Raw genomic sequence first — 14,176 nt, 5'->3', positions numbered from 1 at the left:
TTTATGGTGCGCGATACGCGCGCCGCGTTCCGCATCCCAGCGAGGAGTGTGTCGATGAATCCGCTTTCCATGTCCGGTCTCGAACTGTTGCGCGCCGCAGCGGCGGGCGATTTGCCCGCCGCGTCGATCGCCGAGACGATCCCGATGCGGCCCGAGAGCATCGAGCTCGGCTACGTGAAAATGACCGCGCGCGCCGACGGCCGACATCTGAACCCGCTCGGCGGCGTGCACGGCGGCTTCGCCGCGACGGTGCTCGATTCGGTCACGGGGTGCGCGGTGCATACGATGCTCGATCCGGGCGTCGGTTACGGCACCGTCGATCTGCACGTGAAAATGCTGCGCCCGGTGCCGCGCGACGTCGATCTCATCGCCGAAGGGCGCGTGATCCATCTGTCCAAGAGTCTCGGCGTCGCCGAAGGGACGCTGAAGACGCCGGACGACAAGGTGGTCGCGCATGCGTCGGCGACGTGCTTCATTCAGCGGCCGGCGTGAGCGGTGCGCCGGCGCGCGGCTCGCGGCGCGCGATGCGTTGCGTGAGGTGCCGGCGCTAGTGCCGGTGTTGTGCCGGTGTCGGTGTCGGCCGAGCGTCGGTCGCCGGGCGGCCGCGCGGGAGGGCCGAGCGCATGCGCGTCGCCGACGCGTCGACGCCGTAAGCGCAGCCTCGGCGTCGCTTCGCCGCGCGCGTCCTGAAGCAATCGCGCCGATGTGTTAGCTTCGAATTTTTGCACGCGAAGCGACAGGAACCTCAGCATGGAATACCGCACACTTGGCGATTCGGACGTCAAAGTCAGCTTGATCGGTCTCGGCACGATGACCTGGGGCGAGCAGAACACCGAAAGCGACGCGCACGCGCAGCTCGACTATGCGATCGACCAGGGCGTCACGCTGATCGACACCGCCGAGATGTATCCGGTGCCGCCGATGGCGCAGACGCAGGGGCGCACCGAGGCGTATCTCGGCACGTGGCTCGCGAAGCGGCCGACGCTGCGCGACAAGCTGACGATCGCGACGAAGATCGCCGGCCCCGCGCGCCAGCCGCACAACCCGACGCACATTCGCGGCGCGGGCAACCAGTTCGACCGCAAGAACCTGACCGAGGCGCTCGACGGCAGCCTCAAGCGCCTGCGCACCGACTATGTCGACCTGTACCAGCTGCACTGGCCGGACCGCAGCACGACGACGTTCGGCCGCCCCGCGTATCCGTGGATCGACGATTCGTACACGGTGCCGATCGAGGAGACGCTCGCCGTCCTCGGCGACTTCGTGAAGGCGGGGAAGGTGCGCCATGTCGGCGTGTCGAACGAAACGCCGTGGGGCGTCGCGCGGTTCCTGCGCGCGGCCGAGAAGCTCGGCCTGCCGCGCATCGTCAGCATCCAGAATCCGTACAGCCTGCTGAACCGCACGTTCGAGAACGGCTTGTCGGAATTCAGCCATCGCGAGCGCATCGGGCTGCTCGCGTATTCGCCGCTCGCGTTCGGCTGGCTGTCGGGCAAATATGAAGAGGGCGCGCGTCCCGCCGGCGCGCGCATCACGCTGTTCGAGCGCTTTCAGCGCTACAGCAAGCCGCACGCGGTGCAGGCGACGTCGCGTTACGTCGCGCTCGCCAAGCGGCACGGGCTGTCGCCCGCGCAGTTCGCGCTCGCGTTCGTCAACAGCCGGCCGTTCGTGACGAGCAATCTGATCGGCGCGACATCGCTCGAGCAATTGCGCGAAAACATCGCGAGCGCAGACGTGAAGCTCTCGCCCGACATCCTCGCCGAAATCGACGCGCTCCACGAGCAGCAGCCGAACCCCGCGCCGTGACGGCCTTCGGGCGGCGGCCCGCAGGCGCGCGTCGCGTGCCGCCGCCCGGCCTCGTGCTGCCGGGCGACGCACGCCGCAGCAGCGAATGCCCCAATCGGAGAATCGCGCGGCACGTGCGATAATTGCCGCTTTCCGTCGGCTGTCCGGCTCGCCCGACCCGGACATGAAATTCCGCATTCGAAATCGAGGCGCCGATGAGCCGCCGTCCGCCGCGCCGTGGCGCGATGCGGCGTTCGTCCGTTTCCGGCATTTCGCAACGATGCGCAACGACGCACAACCACACGCATTCACGGCGACCAGCATGAACAGTTCCCGTTCCTACACCCCGCACCCGGCGCTCGGCCTCGCGACGTTCGTCGTGCTGGCGGTCGCGGGCCTCTTTTACGTCAAGTGGTTTCCTTACTATCACAAGGCGTTCGTCGCGGCCGAGCATCATTCGATCGGCCAGTCGATCCTGATGGGAACCGCGGCGCACGCGCCCGAGCCGTCGCTGCAGGCGGCGCTCGACTACGCGTGGGCGTACGGCAAGGCGATCTGGCAGGCGATGGTGCTCGGCCTGCTGCTCGGCTCGGCGGTGCAGGCGCTGCTGCCCGCGCACTGGGTCGCGCGCGCGCTCGGCGGGACGGGCTTCGGCAGCGTCGCGGCGGGCGGCCTGCTCGCGCTGCCGGGCATGATGTGCACGTGCTGTGCGGCGCCCGTCGTCGCGGGCCTGCGCGAGCGCGACGCGTCGCCGGGCGGCGCGGTCGCGTTCTGGCTCGGCAACACGGTGCTCAATCCGGCCGCGCTCGTGTTCATGGGTTTCGTGCTCGGCTGGCACTGGAGCGCGCTGCGGCTCGTGCTCGGCGTCGCGATGGTGTTCGGCGTCGGCTATCTGATCAACCGTCTCGCGGGCGCGAAGACGCAGGATATCGACGATACGCTGCGCGCGAAGCTCGTCGCGGAGCAGGCAGCGGCCGGCAACGCGTTCGTGCGCTGGATGAAGATCTTCGCGCGGATGACCGTGCGCCTCGTTCCCGAATATCTGCTGCTCGTCCTGCTGCTCGGCGCGGCGCGCGCATGGTTGTTCCCGCACATCGGGCCGGACATCGGCAACGGGATCGGCTGGATCGTCGCGTTCGCGGTGGCGGGCATGCTGTTCGTGATTCCGACCGCGGGCGAGGTGCCGATCATTCAGGCGATGTTGTCGCTCGGCATGGGCGTCGGTCCGGCGGGGGCGCTGCTGATGACGCTGCCGCCCGTCAGCGTGCCGTCGCTCGCGATGCTCGCGCGCTCGTTCAAGCCGACGACGCTTACGCTCGTGGCGGCGCTCGTCGTTGCGTTCGGGGTGGTCGGCGGGCTGGCGGCGGTCGCGCTCGGATTCTGAGCGCGACGCGGACGGCGACTGTCGCGGCGGCGGTCGGGCTGTTCGCTCGGCGGGCGCTCAGGCGGTGCGTCCTCCGTTGCGGGCGCGTCTGCGGGCAAGCCGGGCGAAATGCTGGATCGGCTTCGGGAGGCGGGCCGCGGGCGATCGCCGATCACGCGCCGGCGAGCCGCAGTCGACATGTGCCGCGCGGCGCACGCCGTTGCGGATGCGGCGGGCAGGGCACCGCACGCGCGCCGATCGCCCTCGTGTCGCGCACATAAGCAATCGGGCCGGTTTCGGAATCGAGGCCGGCCGTCATTTTCAGAAGCAGAAGCAATCAGGAAAACGCATGACGAAACACAAGGTACATCCCCGCCTCGAACAGGCGCTCACGCGCGGCGATCTCGCGATTCGCCAGGCCAACTCCGCGCGCGCGACCGCCGTGCTGAACGCGCTGGGCAAGATGATCGTCGAGGCGTCGGCGACGATCGGCGTCGAGGCGAGCATCGACATTCCGCAGGGCGAGCGCGTCTACGATCCGCTCAACGGCGTGTGGCCGCAAAAGATGCTCGTTTCGTTCGACGGCCCGGTCGAGGACGCCGATCCGGAAGAACTGCGCACCGTGTATCTGCTCGCCGACGACCCGACCACCATGTTTCGCGTCGAATGGCACCGCGCGGACGGCAAGCTCGGCCGCCAGGAAGGCGGGCCGCTCGCGACCGTCGCGTTCCTGACCGATGTCGAGATGCCCTGGGGCGACGACGAAGAGTGAGCGTCGCGCTCGAGCCCGCGCGGCCGGCAACCGGGCGATGCGGCGCGTGAGCGCCGCGCGCTCCGAAAGGCCGCATGCCCGGCGCTCGGTCGGGCATGCGCGCCGGCGCTGCGAGCCGGCCGGGCGGCCCGGCCCCGTCAGCGCATCATTCGCCGCCTGAACAGGCGCGCGCAGACGAAGAATCCGCCCACCGCGTACGCGACGAGTATCGCGACATGGAGCGCGATGTCGGTCGCCGGGCGGCCGAGCATCGCCGGACGGATCAGGTCGACCGCGTTCGCGAGCGGCAGCGCATGCGCGACGTGCCGCGCGAATTCGGGCAACTGCGCGAGCGGGAAGAACACGCCGGACAACAGCAGCATCGGCGTCAGCACGAGCGTCTGGTAGAACATGAAGAAGTCGTACGACGGCGCGAGCGCGGTGACGATCATCGCGAGGCTCGCGAACGCGAGGCCGGCGAGCGCGATCACCGGTAGCGCGGCCAGCATCGACGGAAACTTCGCATAGCCGAGAATGCCCGCGACGAGCATGATCGCCGCGCCCGACAGCATCGCCTTGCTCGCCGCCCAAACGATCTCGCCGAGCACGATGTCGCCGAGCGACAGCGGCGTGTGCATGATCGCCTCCCAGGTGCGCTGCACGTGCATCCGCGAAAAGCCCGAGTACATCGACTCGAAGCTCGCCGAAATCATCACGCTCGAGCCGACCGTTCCGGCCGCGAGAAACGCGATGTACGACACGCCCTCGACGTGCCCGACCATCAGCCCGAGCCCGAAGCCGAGACCGAACAGATAGATCATCGGATCGGCGAGGTTGCCGAACATCGACGCGATCGCGAGCTTCTGCCAGACGAGATAGTTGCGCCGCCAGACGGCGATCCAGTTGGTGGCGTTCGCGGGCAGCGCGAGCGCGAATGCGGATGCGCGCTCGCGGGGGGCGACGGCCGGCGACGGCGAGTAGTGGCGAGTGTCCATTTGTCTCAATCCTGCATCTCGCGGCCGGTCAGCCGCAGGAATACGTCTTCGAGATTCGCGGGGCGGTGCAGATAGCGCAGGCCCGTGCGGCCCTTCAGGCGCGCGTGGATCGGCTCCGGATCATTGACGTAGCAAAAGAGCGTTTCTCCGCTGATCTCGGCGCGCTCGGCGAACGGCGCGAGCTCGTCGCGAAGCCGTGCGGGATCGGCGCCGTAGATCTCGATCACGTCGCAGCCGATTTCCGTTTCGATCAGCGTGCGTGGCGCGCCTTCCGCGATCTTGCGGCCTTCCTCGATCACGCACAGGCGGTGGCACAGACGCTCGGCCTCTTCCATGAAGTGCGTGGTGAGCAGAATCGTCTTGCCGCGCGCGAGGAGCGAGCGCAGCCGCTCCCACATCAGATGTCGGGCTTGCGGATCGAGGCCCGTCGTCGGCTCGTCGAGCACGAGCACGTCCGGGTTGTTGACGAGCGCGCGCGCGAGCGTGAGCCGGCGCTTCATTCCGCCCGACAGCTCGCCCACCTTCGCGTTCGCCTTGTTTTCGAGCTTCGCGAATTCGAGCAGCGACGGCACGAGCGCGCGGGACTCGTGCGCGGTGAGACCGAAATAGCGGGCGAATACGAGCAGATTCTCGCGAACGGTGAAGTCGGGATCGAGGTTGTCGAATTGCGGCACCACGCCGACGCGACGCCGTGCATGCCGCGCGCGGGACGGCACGGGCTCGCCGCACAGGCGGATCGAGCCTGCGTCCGGATGCGTGATGCCGAGCAGCATCTTGAGCGTGGTGGTCTTGCCGGCCCCGTTCGGGCCGAGCAGGCCGAAGCATTCGCCGGGTTGCACATGAAACGACAAGCCGTTGACGACGAGCTTGTCGTCGTAGCGTTTCTCGACTTCCTGAAAATCGATTGGTGCGACGGACATGGGCAAGTGAATATCTATTTTGGAGTCGTGCGACACGAACGGGCCATTCTAGTGCATCGATCGCATTGCTTCAGCGCGCTTGCCTCATCCCGGCGCACGCGGCGCTGGCTCCTGCATTGCATCATCGCGCGTTCGCGGTGCAACGCGAATCAGCGTTTTCCAGCGCTTGCATCTGGAATTGCGGTGCAGCATGATGAATTCACGCGCTGGTCGCGCACTAGGGAGACCAAAATGGCTAGTTATAAAAAAATATTGTTGTGCTACGACGGTACGCTCGAGGGCCGCAAGGCACTGCGATGCGGTGCCGATCTGGCGCTCGAGCTGAAGGCCGAGACGCACTTGCTGTCGGTCGTCGACATGCGTTCGAGCATTGCGCAAAGCGCCGGTCTGCTGACCGACGTCGCGTGCAGCCGCTTCGAAGAAACCGCACGGGAGATCCTGCAAGAAGGCGTCGACTGGCTGACCGAGCGCGGCGTGCAGGCACAGGGGCATTTCGCATTCGGCTACCCGATCGACGAAATCGCGAATCTCGCGACGAAGCTGAACGTCGATCTCGTCGTGGTCGGCCATCGCTGCCGCAGCGGCTTGTCGCGGTGGTGGATGGGCTCCGGCAGCACGCAACTGCTCGATCGCGTGTCGTGCAGCATTTTGGTCGCGTGTTCGTCGCCCGCCGAGCAGAAGGCGGAAAGCGCGAGGGAAGCGGCCGCGGCGACGACCGGGCACTGACGCATTCCGGCGTCGGGGCGGTGACATGCCAATCGGCCGCGCGCGGCCGAGGCTGGTGTTCGCTGCTTCGGCCGTTGCCGGTGTCCGGCATCGGTTGAGCGTGTAGAAGGACAGAACCGGTTCCAGTGCGTCTGGGAGCGCACGCGGCATTCAGGTGAGCGGACTTCCGGCTCCCCGCTGCAAGGCGCTCCCACCGGATGGTCGGCGAACTGTACATGGTTTACGCGTATACGCGATGTACGCGGCATGTGTCTTGGCCTACTTGCTTGGTGAAGCGGGCGGTCGACGCGCGGATTCACATTCAATCGTCGTGCAAATCGACCGCTGACAATTTCCACCCGAAGACTCCGCTGCGGCGAAATATCGCCGCATAGCGCGTGCTACCGTCGTCGCGACGATACGTGACGACGAATTCGTCGAAGCTCCGGTAGTGCGCGCTCGTCTGCGGCGATGCGTCAGGATGCGCACCTGCGGCGGCGGGCACGCTTGCCGCAGACGACGGCCCAGCTTGCGCTGCGGCGCTGCTTGCCGCGGGCGTCGGGCCGCTCGAAGCGATGGCGGAGTTGCCGGCGCTGCTTGCCGGGGCAACCGCGCCGGGTGCCGACGACGTGGGCAGGCTTGCCGTTTGATCACCCGGTTGATTCAATTCGGGCGGCCGCTGTCCCGGCTGCGCGCGCGGTGGCAAGCCGCTCAACAGCGCTGCGACGCCGTCGGGCGTTGCATAGGCGTCGACGAGCGGGCCGACGAGCGCCGAGCCGATCAACGCGCCAATGATCGCGAGCGGATTGTCGCGCTTTTGCGCGTCGATGCGCCGCATCAATTCGTCGGTGAGCTGCTGCTTCAGGCTGATCCGCAGCGCGGGGAAATCGACGTGCGCGCTGATCGCCTGTGCGTCGCGCGAGTCGATCGCCTGCTTGATTTGCCTGAGCGCGAGATACGGCGACGCATACGCATACACGGCGACGGCGGCAGCGACGACGACCGCGATGACGATCGACACCGGCTTCAGAAAACGCTTTTGCGGGCGCACGGCAGGATTCAAGCGGCCTCCACGGCGAAACGGACGGACCCGGAAGATCAGAGACCTTGCTGAGTCAACGAACGTTCCTCGGCAATGCACCGGTCGATCATTCGGCAGATCGCGTCGACCGTCCCCACCATGATGAATCGCGACGGCCCGTGATAGACGCGCACCGGCGCGCGTCGCGCGGGCTCCGCGTGATGGAGCGAACCGTTCAGCGACACGCGCGCGAATGCCGGCAAAGCGGACAACGGCAGCTGCGTGTCGGCATCGCCGGGCGGCTGCGCGGCGGCGGCGAGCGGCGCACATGGCGTGCGTCCGCGCAGATGGCGCAGGCGGCCGAATTGGCGGAAGGGCAGCAGGCGGGCGAGGCGTTCCATAGGGTTCTCCTGATCCAGTCGAATGGCGGATAGACGGGCGGGGCCGCGGCTGGCCGAAAGGCGCTTAGAACTCGCCCGGGCGGATCAGCCCGACGGCGACGCCTTCCAGCGCGAATTCCGCGCTGCCGGCCTTCACGAAGATGTTCTCGTAATCGGGATTCTCGGCGATCAGCTCGACGCCGCCCGGCCGGCGCTTCAGGCGCTTGACCGTGACGTCGTCGCCGAGTCGCGCGACGATGATCTGCCCGTCCTTCGCCTCGGTTCGCTTCTGCACGGCGAGCAGATCGCCGTCGAGGATGCCGGCGTCGCGCATCGACAGGCCGCGCACCTTCAGCAGGTAGTCCGGCTTGCTCGAGAAGAGCGCGGGATCGCACGCGTAACGTTGCGAAATGTGCTCCTGCGCGAGGATCGGGCTACCCGCCGCGACGCGGCCCACGAGCGGAAGCGACAGTTGCATCAGCGCCGCGTGCGGCAGCGTCAGCTGGTGCGGCGCGTCTTCGAGGCCGAGCAGGCGGATGCCGCGCGACGCGCCCGCCGCCAGTTCGATCACGCCCTTGCGCGCGAGCGCCCGCAAGTGCTCCTCGGCCGCGTTCGGCGAGCTGAAGCCCAGCTCGGCGGCGATTTCCGCGCGCGTGGGCGGAAACCCCGAGCGCTCGATCGCGCGACGGATCAAGTCGAACACTTGCTGCTGACGGGCGGTGAGTTTGATCATGGCATGACTGTATGGATAGACAGTGAGCTGTATTTTTATACAGTGCCCGAGGAAATTCAAGCGTTACTTGAAGTTCGGCGCTATCGCGGCGGTTCCGCCGCGATCCGGCTGCGTCGCAGCGGCGCTTCGGTCGCGATAGCCGTCGATCGGGCGGTCGTTACCACTTTTGAGTATTAAAAAATGAGGAACGATTATTTTTAATGATGAAACCTGTTCGTTAGACTGGCCCGACATCGCAATCCATGACCCACACATTTGGAGAACAACGGATGGTCAAGCGCAATACGGGGCTGGCGGGCGGCGCGCGCCGTCTCATCGCATCACTCGCGCTCGGCGCGGCGGCGGCGCTTGGCGCGCTCACGCCGGCGCTCGCGGACACGACGTTCCTGAACGTCTCCTACGATCCGACGCGCGAGCTCTACCAGGACGTCAATCAGGCGTTCGGCAAGGCGTGGAAGGCGAAGACGGGCGAGACGGTGAACTTCAAGCAGTCGCACGGCGGCTCGGGCGCGCAGGCGCGCTCGGTGCTCGACGGGCTGCAGGCGGACGTCGTGACGCTCGCGCTTGCGTACGACATCGACGCGCTCGCGAACAAGGGCATCGTCGACAAGGACTGGCAGAAGCGCCTGCCGGACAACGCGTCGCCGTACACGTCGACGATCGTGTTCCTCGTGAGGAAGGGCAATCCGAAGGGCATCAAGGACTGGGACGATCTCGTGAAGCCGGGCGTGTCGATCGTCACGCCGAACCCGAAGACGTCGGGCGGCGCGCGCTGGAACTATCTCGCCGCGTGGGCGTACGCGCAGCACAAGCCGGGCGGCAACGCGCAGACGGCGAAGGACTTCATCACGAAGCTCTACAAGAACGCGGGTGTGCTCGATTCGGGCGCGCGCGGCGCGACGACGAGCTTCGTGCAGCGCGGCATCGGCGACGTGCTGATCGCATGGGAGAACGAGGCGTTCCTGTCGATCAAGGAGTTCGGCGCCGACAAGTTCGAGATCGTCGTGCCGTCGGCGAGCATTCTGGCGGAGCCGCCCGTCGCGGTGGTCGACAAGGTCGTCGACAAGAAGGGCACGCGCAAGCTCGCCGAGGCTTACCTGAACTTCCTGTACAGCAAGGAAGGGCAGGAGATCGCCGCGCGCAATTACTACCGGCCGCGCTCGAAGGACGTGCCGGCGGCGCTCACGAAGCAGTTCCCCAAGCTGAAGCTGTACACGGTCGACGATACGTTCGGCGGCTGGACCAATGCGCAAAAGACGCATTTCGCCGACGGCGGCGTGTTCGATTCGATCTACAAGCCGCAATGAGCGAAGGCGGGCGCGCGCCGTGACGGGCGCGCGCCCGCCGCAACACAACGATACCGGGCCGACGGACGCGCGTGCAACGCGCGTCCGTCGAGCCGTTGAACCCATGTGCATCACCCTGGAAGAGCATTCCGCATGACGACGTTCACCTTCCGCAAGCCGAGCGCGCTGCCCGGATTCGGCGTGACGCTCGGCATCACGCTGGCTTACCTGAGCCTCGTGGTGCTGATCCCGCTCGCCGCCACCTTTCTGAAGACGGCCACGCTCACGTGGGATCAGTTCGTCGCCGCGACGACGTCGCCGCGCGTCGTCGCGTCCTATCGGCTCACGTTCTCGGCCGCGCTCGGCGGCGCGCTCGTCAACGCGGTGTTCGGCTTTCTCGTCGCGTGGGTGCTCGTGCGCTACTCGTTCCCGTTCAAGCGGCTCGTCGACGCGATCGTCGACCTGCCGTTCGCGCTGCCGACGTCGGTCGCGGGCATCTCGCTCGCGGCCGTCTACGCGCAGAACGGCTGGATCGGCAGCTATCTCGCGCCGCTCGGCATCAAGATCGCGTTCACGCCGTTCGGCGTGCTCGTCGCGCTGACGTTCATCGGCCTGCCGTTCGTCGTGCGCACCGTGCAGCCGGTGCTCGAGGATTTCGAGCGCGAGCAGGAAGAGGCGGCCGCGTGCCTCGGCGCGTCGCGCTGGCTCACGTTCCGCCGCGTCGTGCTGCCCGCCGTCACGCCCGCGCTGCTGACGGGCTTCGCGCTCGCGTTCGCGCGCGCGCTCGGCGAATACGGCTCGGTGATCTTCATCGCCGGCAACGTGCCGATGAAGTCGGAAATCACGTCGCTGCTGATCATCACGAAGCTCGAGCAGTACGACTACGCGGGCGCGACGGCGCTCGCGGTCGTGATGCTCGTCGTGTCGTTCGTGATGCTGCTTTTCATCAACACGCTGCAGTGGTACTTGCAGCGCCGCACGAGCCGCGGCGCAAGCGGCCCGGCGCCCGCCGCGCAGGCGGTGACGGCACTCGGAGGCGCGCAATGAGCCAAGACGCCGCTCAGTCCCGCGCAGTCGCGGCGCCCGCCGATGCGAGCCGCGGGCCGCGCCGCGCCGCCGACGCGGGCGTGCGCGCACGCCGCCTCGATCCCGTCAGCGAGCCGCTCGCGGTGCGCTGGCTGCTCACGGGCGCGGCGCTCGCGTTCCTCGCGCTCTTTCTCGTCGTGCCGCTCGCGGCGGTGTTCGTCGAGGCGCTGCGCAAGGGCTTCGATTTCTACGTCGAATCGCTCGCCGACCCGGATGCGTGGTCGGCGATCAAGCTCACGCTGACCGTGGCCGCGATCGCGGTGCCGCTCAATCTCGTGTTCGGCGTGTGTGCGTCGTGGGCGATCGCGAAGTTCGAGTTCAAGGGCCGCGCGCTCCTCACGACGCTCATCGACCTGCCGTTCTCGGTGTCGCCCGTGATCTCGGGCCTCGTCTACGTGCTGCTGTTCGGCGCGCAGGGCTGGCTCGGGCCGTGGCTGCAGGCGCACGATGTGCAGATCATCTTTGCTGTGCCGGGCATCGTGCTCGCGACGATCTTCGTCACGTTCCCGTTCGTCGCGCGCGAGCTGATTCCGCTCATGCAGGCGCAGGGCAGCGACGAGGAGGAAGCGGCGCGCGTGCTCGGCGCGTCCGGCTGGCAGATCTTCCGGCGCGTGACGCTGCCGAACGTGAAGTGGGGCCTGCTGTACGGCGTGATCCTCTGCAACGCGCGCGCGATGGGCGAGTTCGGCGCGGTGTCGGTCGTCTCCGGCCACATCCGCGGCCAGACCGACACGATGCCGCTGCACGTCGAGATTCTCTACAACGAGTACAACTTCGCAGCCGCGTTCGCGGTGGCGTCGGTGCTCGCGCTGCTCGCGCTCGTCACGCTCGCGCTCAAGCTGTTCGCCGAGCGGCGGCTGTCCGCCGACCTCGCGCAGGGGCGCGACGGCGCGCCCGCCGCGCACCCGAGCGCCGCCGTCACTTCGTCGATTTCGTAAAGAGGCAAACCAGATGGGCATCACCGTTCGTAATCTGCACAAGCGCTTCGGCGATTTCACCGCGCTCGACGACGTCACGCTCGATTTTCCGGCGGGCGAGCTTGTCGCGCTCCTCGGGCCGTCCGGCTGCGGCAAGACGACGCTGTTGCGCGTGATCGCGGGCCTCGAGCACGCGGATGCGGGGCAGGTCGTGCTGCAGGGGCTCGACGTCGCGTCGGTCGGCGCGCGCGAGCGGCAGGTCGGCTTCGTGTTCCAGCATTACGCGCTCTTCAGGCACATGACGGTGTTCGAGAACGTCGCGTTCGGGCTGCGCGTGAAGCCGCGGCGCGAGCGGCCGGGCGAAGCCGCGATCCGCGCCAAGGTGCATGAATTGTTGTCGCTCGTGCAGCTCGACTGGCTCGCGCAGCGCTATCCGTCCGAGCTCTCGGGCGGCCAGCGGCAGCGGATCGCGCTCGCGCGCGCGCTCGCCGTCGAGCCGAAGGTGCTGCTGCTCGACGAGCCGTTCGGCGCGCTCGACGCGAAGGTGCGCAAGGAGCTGCGCGGCTGGCTGCGCCGGCTGCACGACGATTTGCACATCTCGACGATCTTCGTCACGCACGATCAGGAAGAGGCGCTCGAAGTGGCCGACCGGATCGTCGTGCTCGATCACGGCCGCGTCGAGCAGGTCGGCAGCCCGCAGGACGTCTACGATCATCCGCAAAGCGCGTTCGTCTACGAGTTCCTCGGCGCGGCGAACCGGCTCGAGGGCACCGTGAGCGGCAAGGGCTTCGTCGCGCACGGCGCGGCGGATGCGATCGCCGTCGACGCCGATTTCGCGGGCCCCGCGCGCGCGTACGTGCGGCCGCACGACCTCGAGCTCGTCGCGCCCGATGCGCGCGCGAACGGCATCGCGGCCGACGTGCGGCGCGTCGTGCCGCTCGGCGGCTCGGTGCGCATCGAGCTCGCCGCGCGCGCGGGCGGCGTGCTCGAGGCCGAGCTCGATCGCAACGCGTGGCGCGCGCTGTCGCTCGACGTCGGCGACGCGCTTACCGCCGTGCCGCGCGCGGTGCGCGTGTTCCCGGCGCGCTGACGGCGCGCGGCGGGCGACTCGCGCATGTGGATTTCACAGACCAACAAAGACAACGCCTGAGAGGCTACCCATGAACTTTCAACAATTGCGCTTCGTGCGCGAAGCGGTGCGTCAGAACATGAACCTGACGGAAGTCGCGAATGTGCTCTACACGTCGCAGTCGGGCGTGTCGAAACAGATCAAGGATCTGGAGGACGAGCTCGGCGTCGACATCTTCATTCGTCGCGGCAAGCGCCTGACGGGCCTCACGGAGCCCGGCAAGGCCGTTCATCAACTGATCGAGCGGATGCTGCTCGACGCGGAGAACCTGCGCCGAGTCGCGCGCCAGTTCGCGGACCAGGACAGCGGCCACCTCGTCGTCGCGACGACGCACACGCAGGCGCGCTACGCGCTGCCGAAGGTGATCCGCCAGTTCACCGAGGTCTATCCGAAGGTGCATCTCGCGCTGCGCCAGGGCAGCCCGCAGCAGATCGCGCAGATGATCCTGAACGGCGAGGCGGATCTCGGCATCTCGACCGAGGCGCTCGACCGCTATCCGGACATCGTCACGTTCCCGTGCTATTCGTGGCATCACGTCGTCGTCGTGCCGAAGGGGCATCCGCTCGTCGGCCGCGAGAACGTGACGCTCGACGATATCGCCGAATACCCGATCATCACGTACGACCAGGACTTCACCGGCCGCTCGCATATCGACCAGGCGTTCGCGAACGCGGGCGCGGTGCCGGACGTCGTGCTCACGGCCATCGACGCCGACGTGATCAAGACCTACGTCGAGCTCGGGATGGGGATCGGCGTCGTCGCCGCGATGGCGTACGACGCGCAGCGCGACACCGGGCTCGTCGCGCTCGACACGCAGCACTTGTTCGAGGCGAGCACGACGCGCGTCGGCCTGCGCCGCGGCGCGTTCCTGCGCGCCTATGCGTACCGGCTGATCGAGATGTTCGCGCCGCATCTGTCCGAAGGCGAGATCGCCGGGCAATTGCGCGAAGCGGCCTGAGCGTGCGTCGGGTGCGCGCGACGGCTCGCGCGCGGCTGCGGTGACGGAGCGGCGCGGCGCGGTTCCGCACGACCCGGCCCGGCCGTCGTGCGAAGCCGCCGCGCGCCGGCGCGCGGTCGCCGGGCCGACTCCAGCTCGCCGCCCGATCGC

Annotated in this window: 15 protein-coding genes; 10 read left to right on the top strand and 5 right to left on the bottom strand. The window is 67.9% G+C overall.

Going from position 1 to position 14,176, the window contains the following annotated elements:
* The first annotated feature begins 54 nt into the window (after nt 1-54).
* From WT60_RS11240 to WT60_RS11225, 4 genes are all read left to right on the top strand, one after another.
* On the top strand, nt 55-492 hold the full coding sequence (locus tag WT60_RS11240; protein ID WP_038743331.1) for a PaaI family thioesterase: 438 nt from the start codon (nt 55-57) through the stop codon (nt 490-492).
* Between the two features lie 258 nt (nt 493-750).
* Nucleotides 751-1,803: an NADP(H)-dependent aldo-keto reductase gene (locus WT60_RS11235; RefSeq protein ID WP_059670378.1), complete on the top strand. Its 1,053-nt coding sequence runs from the start codon at nt 751-753 to the stop codon at nt 1,801-1,803.
* 301 nt (nt 1,804-2,104) lie between these two features.
* The gene (locus tag WT60_RS11230; RefSeq protein ID WP_059575151.1) at nt 2,105-3,166 is read left to right on the top strand and encodes a permease; all 1,062 of its coding nucleotides are present in this window, start codon (nt 2,105-2,107) and stop codon (nt 3,164-3,166) included.
* 328 nt (nt 3,167-3,494) lie between these two features.
* The gene (locus WT60_RS11225) at nt 3,495-3,917 is read left to right on the top strand and encodes a hypothetical protein (protein ID WP_038743126.1); all 423 of its coding nucleotides are present in this window, start codon (nt 3,495-3,497) and stop codon (nt 3,915-3,917) included.
* 137 nt (nt 3,918-4,054) lie between these two features.
* Here WT60_RS11225 and WT60_RS11220 read toward each other — a convergent pair whose 3' ends face one another.
* Together WT60_RS11220 and nodI are read right to left on the bottom strand one after the other, a co-directional pair.
* Nucleotides 4,055-4,891 (bottom strand): ABC transporter permease, encoded by an 837-nt coding sequence (locus tag WT60_RS11220; RefSeq protein ID WP_038743124.1) that lies wholly within the window; start codon nt 4,889-4,891, stop codon nt 4,055-4,057.
* Nucleotides 4,892-4,896: 5 nt separating this feature from the next.
* Entirely contained in the window at nt 4,897-5,811 is a 915-nt protein-coding gene (nodI, locus tag WT60_RS11215; protein ID WP_038743123.1) for a nodulation factor ABC transporter ATP-binding protein NodI, read from the bottom strand.
* A 231-nt stretch (nt 5,812-6,042) separates the two neighbouring features.
* Between nodI and WT60_RS11205 the strand changes: the two genes are divergently transcribed.
* Nucleotides 6,043-6,537 carry a universal stress protein gene (locus tag WT60_RS11205; RefSeq protein WP_038743122.1) on the top strand — a complete coding sequence of 165 codons (495 nt, stop codon included), beginning with the start codon at nt 6,043-6,045 and terminating at the stop codon, nt 6,535-6,537.
* A 301-nt stretch (nt 6,538-6,838) separates the two neighbouring features.
* Here WT60_RS11205 and WT60_RS11200 read toward each other — a convergent pair whose 3' ends face one another.
* The 3 genes from WT60_RS11200 to lexA form a co-directional block, all read right to left on the bottom strand.
* The gene (locus tag WT60_RS11200; protein WP_059670380.1) at nt 6,839-7,579 is read right to left on the bottom strand and encodes a DUF2939 domain-containing protein; all 741 of its coding nucleotides are present in this window, start codon (nt 7,577-7,579) and stop codon (nt 6,839-6,841) included.
* Nucleotides 7,580-7,614: 35 nt separating this feature from the next.
* On the bottom strand, nt 7,615-7,938 hold the full coding sequence (locus WT60_RS11195) for a hypothetical protein (protein ID WP_059575095.1): 324 nt from the start codon (nt 7,936-7,938) through the stop codon (nt 7,615-7,617).
* Nucleotides 7,939-8,002: 64 nt separating this feature from the next.
* Nucleotides 8,003-8,650 carry a transcriptional repressor LexA gene (gene lexA / locus WT60_RS11190; RefSeq protein ID WP_038743119.1) on the bottom strand — a complete coding sequence of 216 codons (648 nt, stop codon included), beginning with the start codon at nt 8,648-8,650 and terminating at the stop codon, nt 8,003-8,005.
* Between the two features lie 269 nt (nt 8,651-8,919).
* Here lexA and WT60_RS11180 point away from each other — a divergent pair, with 269 nt between their 5' ends.
* The 5 genes from WT60_RS11180 to WT60_RS11160 all read left to right on the top strand — a co-directional run bounded on the left by WT60_RS11180 (nt 8,920) and on the right by WT60_RS11160 (nt 14,026).
* Nucleotides 8,920-9,957 (top strand): sulfate ABC transporter substrate-binding protein, encoded by a 1,038-nt coding sequence (locus WT60_RS11180; protein WP_059575093.1) that lies wholly within the window; start codon nt 8,920-8,922, stop codon nt 9,955-9,957.
* Between the two features lie 132 nt (nt 9,958-10,089).
* Complete coding sequence (gene cysT, locus WT60_RS11175; protein ID WP_038743117.1) at nt 10,090-10,983, top strand: sulfate ABC transporter permease subunit CysT; 894 nt, start codon at nt 10,090-10,092, stop codon at nt 10,981-10,983.
* A complete protein-coding gene (gene cysW / locus WT60_RS11170; RefSeq protein ID WP_060356008.1) occupies nt 10,980-11,960 on the top strand; it encodes a sulfate ABC transporter permease subunit CysW in 981 nt (326 codons plus the stop codon). Before cysT ends, cysW begins: the two co-directional genes overlap by 4 nt.
* A 13-nt stretch (nt 11,961-11,973) precedes the next feature.
* Nucleotides 11,974-13,029: a sulfate ABC transporter ATP-binding protein gene (locus tag WT60_RS11165; protein ID WP_060356009.1), complete on the top strand. Its 1,056-nt coding sequence runs from the start codon at nt 11,974-11,976 to the stop codon at nt 13,027-13,029.
* Between the two features lie 70 nt (nt 13,030-13,099).
* Nucleotides 13,100-14,026 (top strand): CysB family HTH-type transcriptional regulator, encoded by a 927-nt coding sequence (locus tag WT60_RS11160; protein ID WP_038743114.1) that lies wholly within the window; start codon nt 13,100-13,102, stop codon nt 14,024-14,026.
* The last annotated feature ends 150 nt before the right edge of the window (nt 14,027-14,176 follow it).

It is taken from the genome of Burkholderia sp. MSMB617WGS, assembly GCF_001532025.2.
GTDB classification, from domain to species: domain Bacteria; phylum Pseudomonadota; class Gammaproteobacteria; order Burkholderiales; family Burkholderiaceae; genus Burkholderia; species Burkholderia savannae.
Note: the sequence above shows the minus strand (reverse complement) of the source record. Positions and strands in the feature narration are given on the sequence as shown.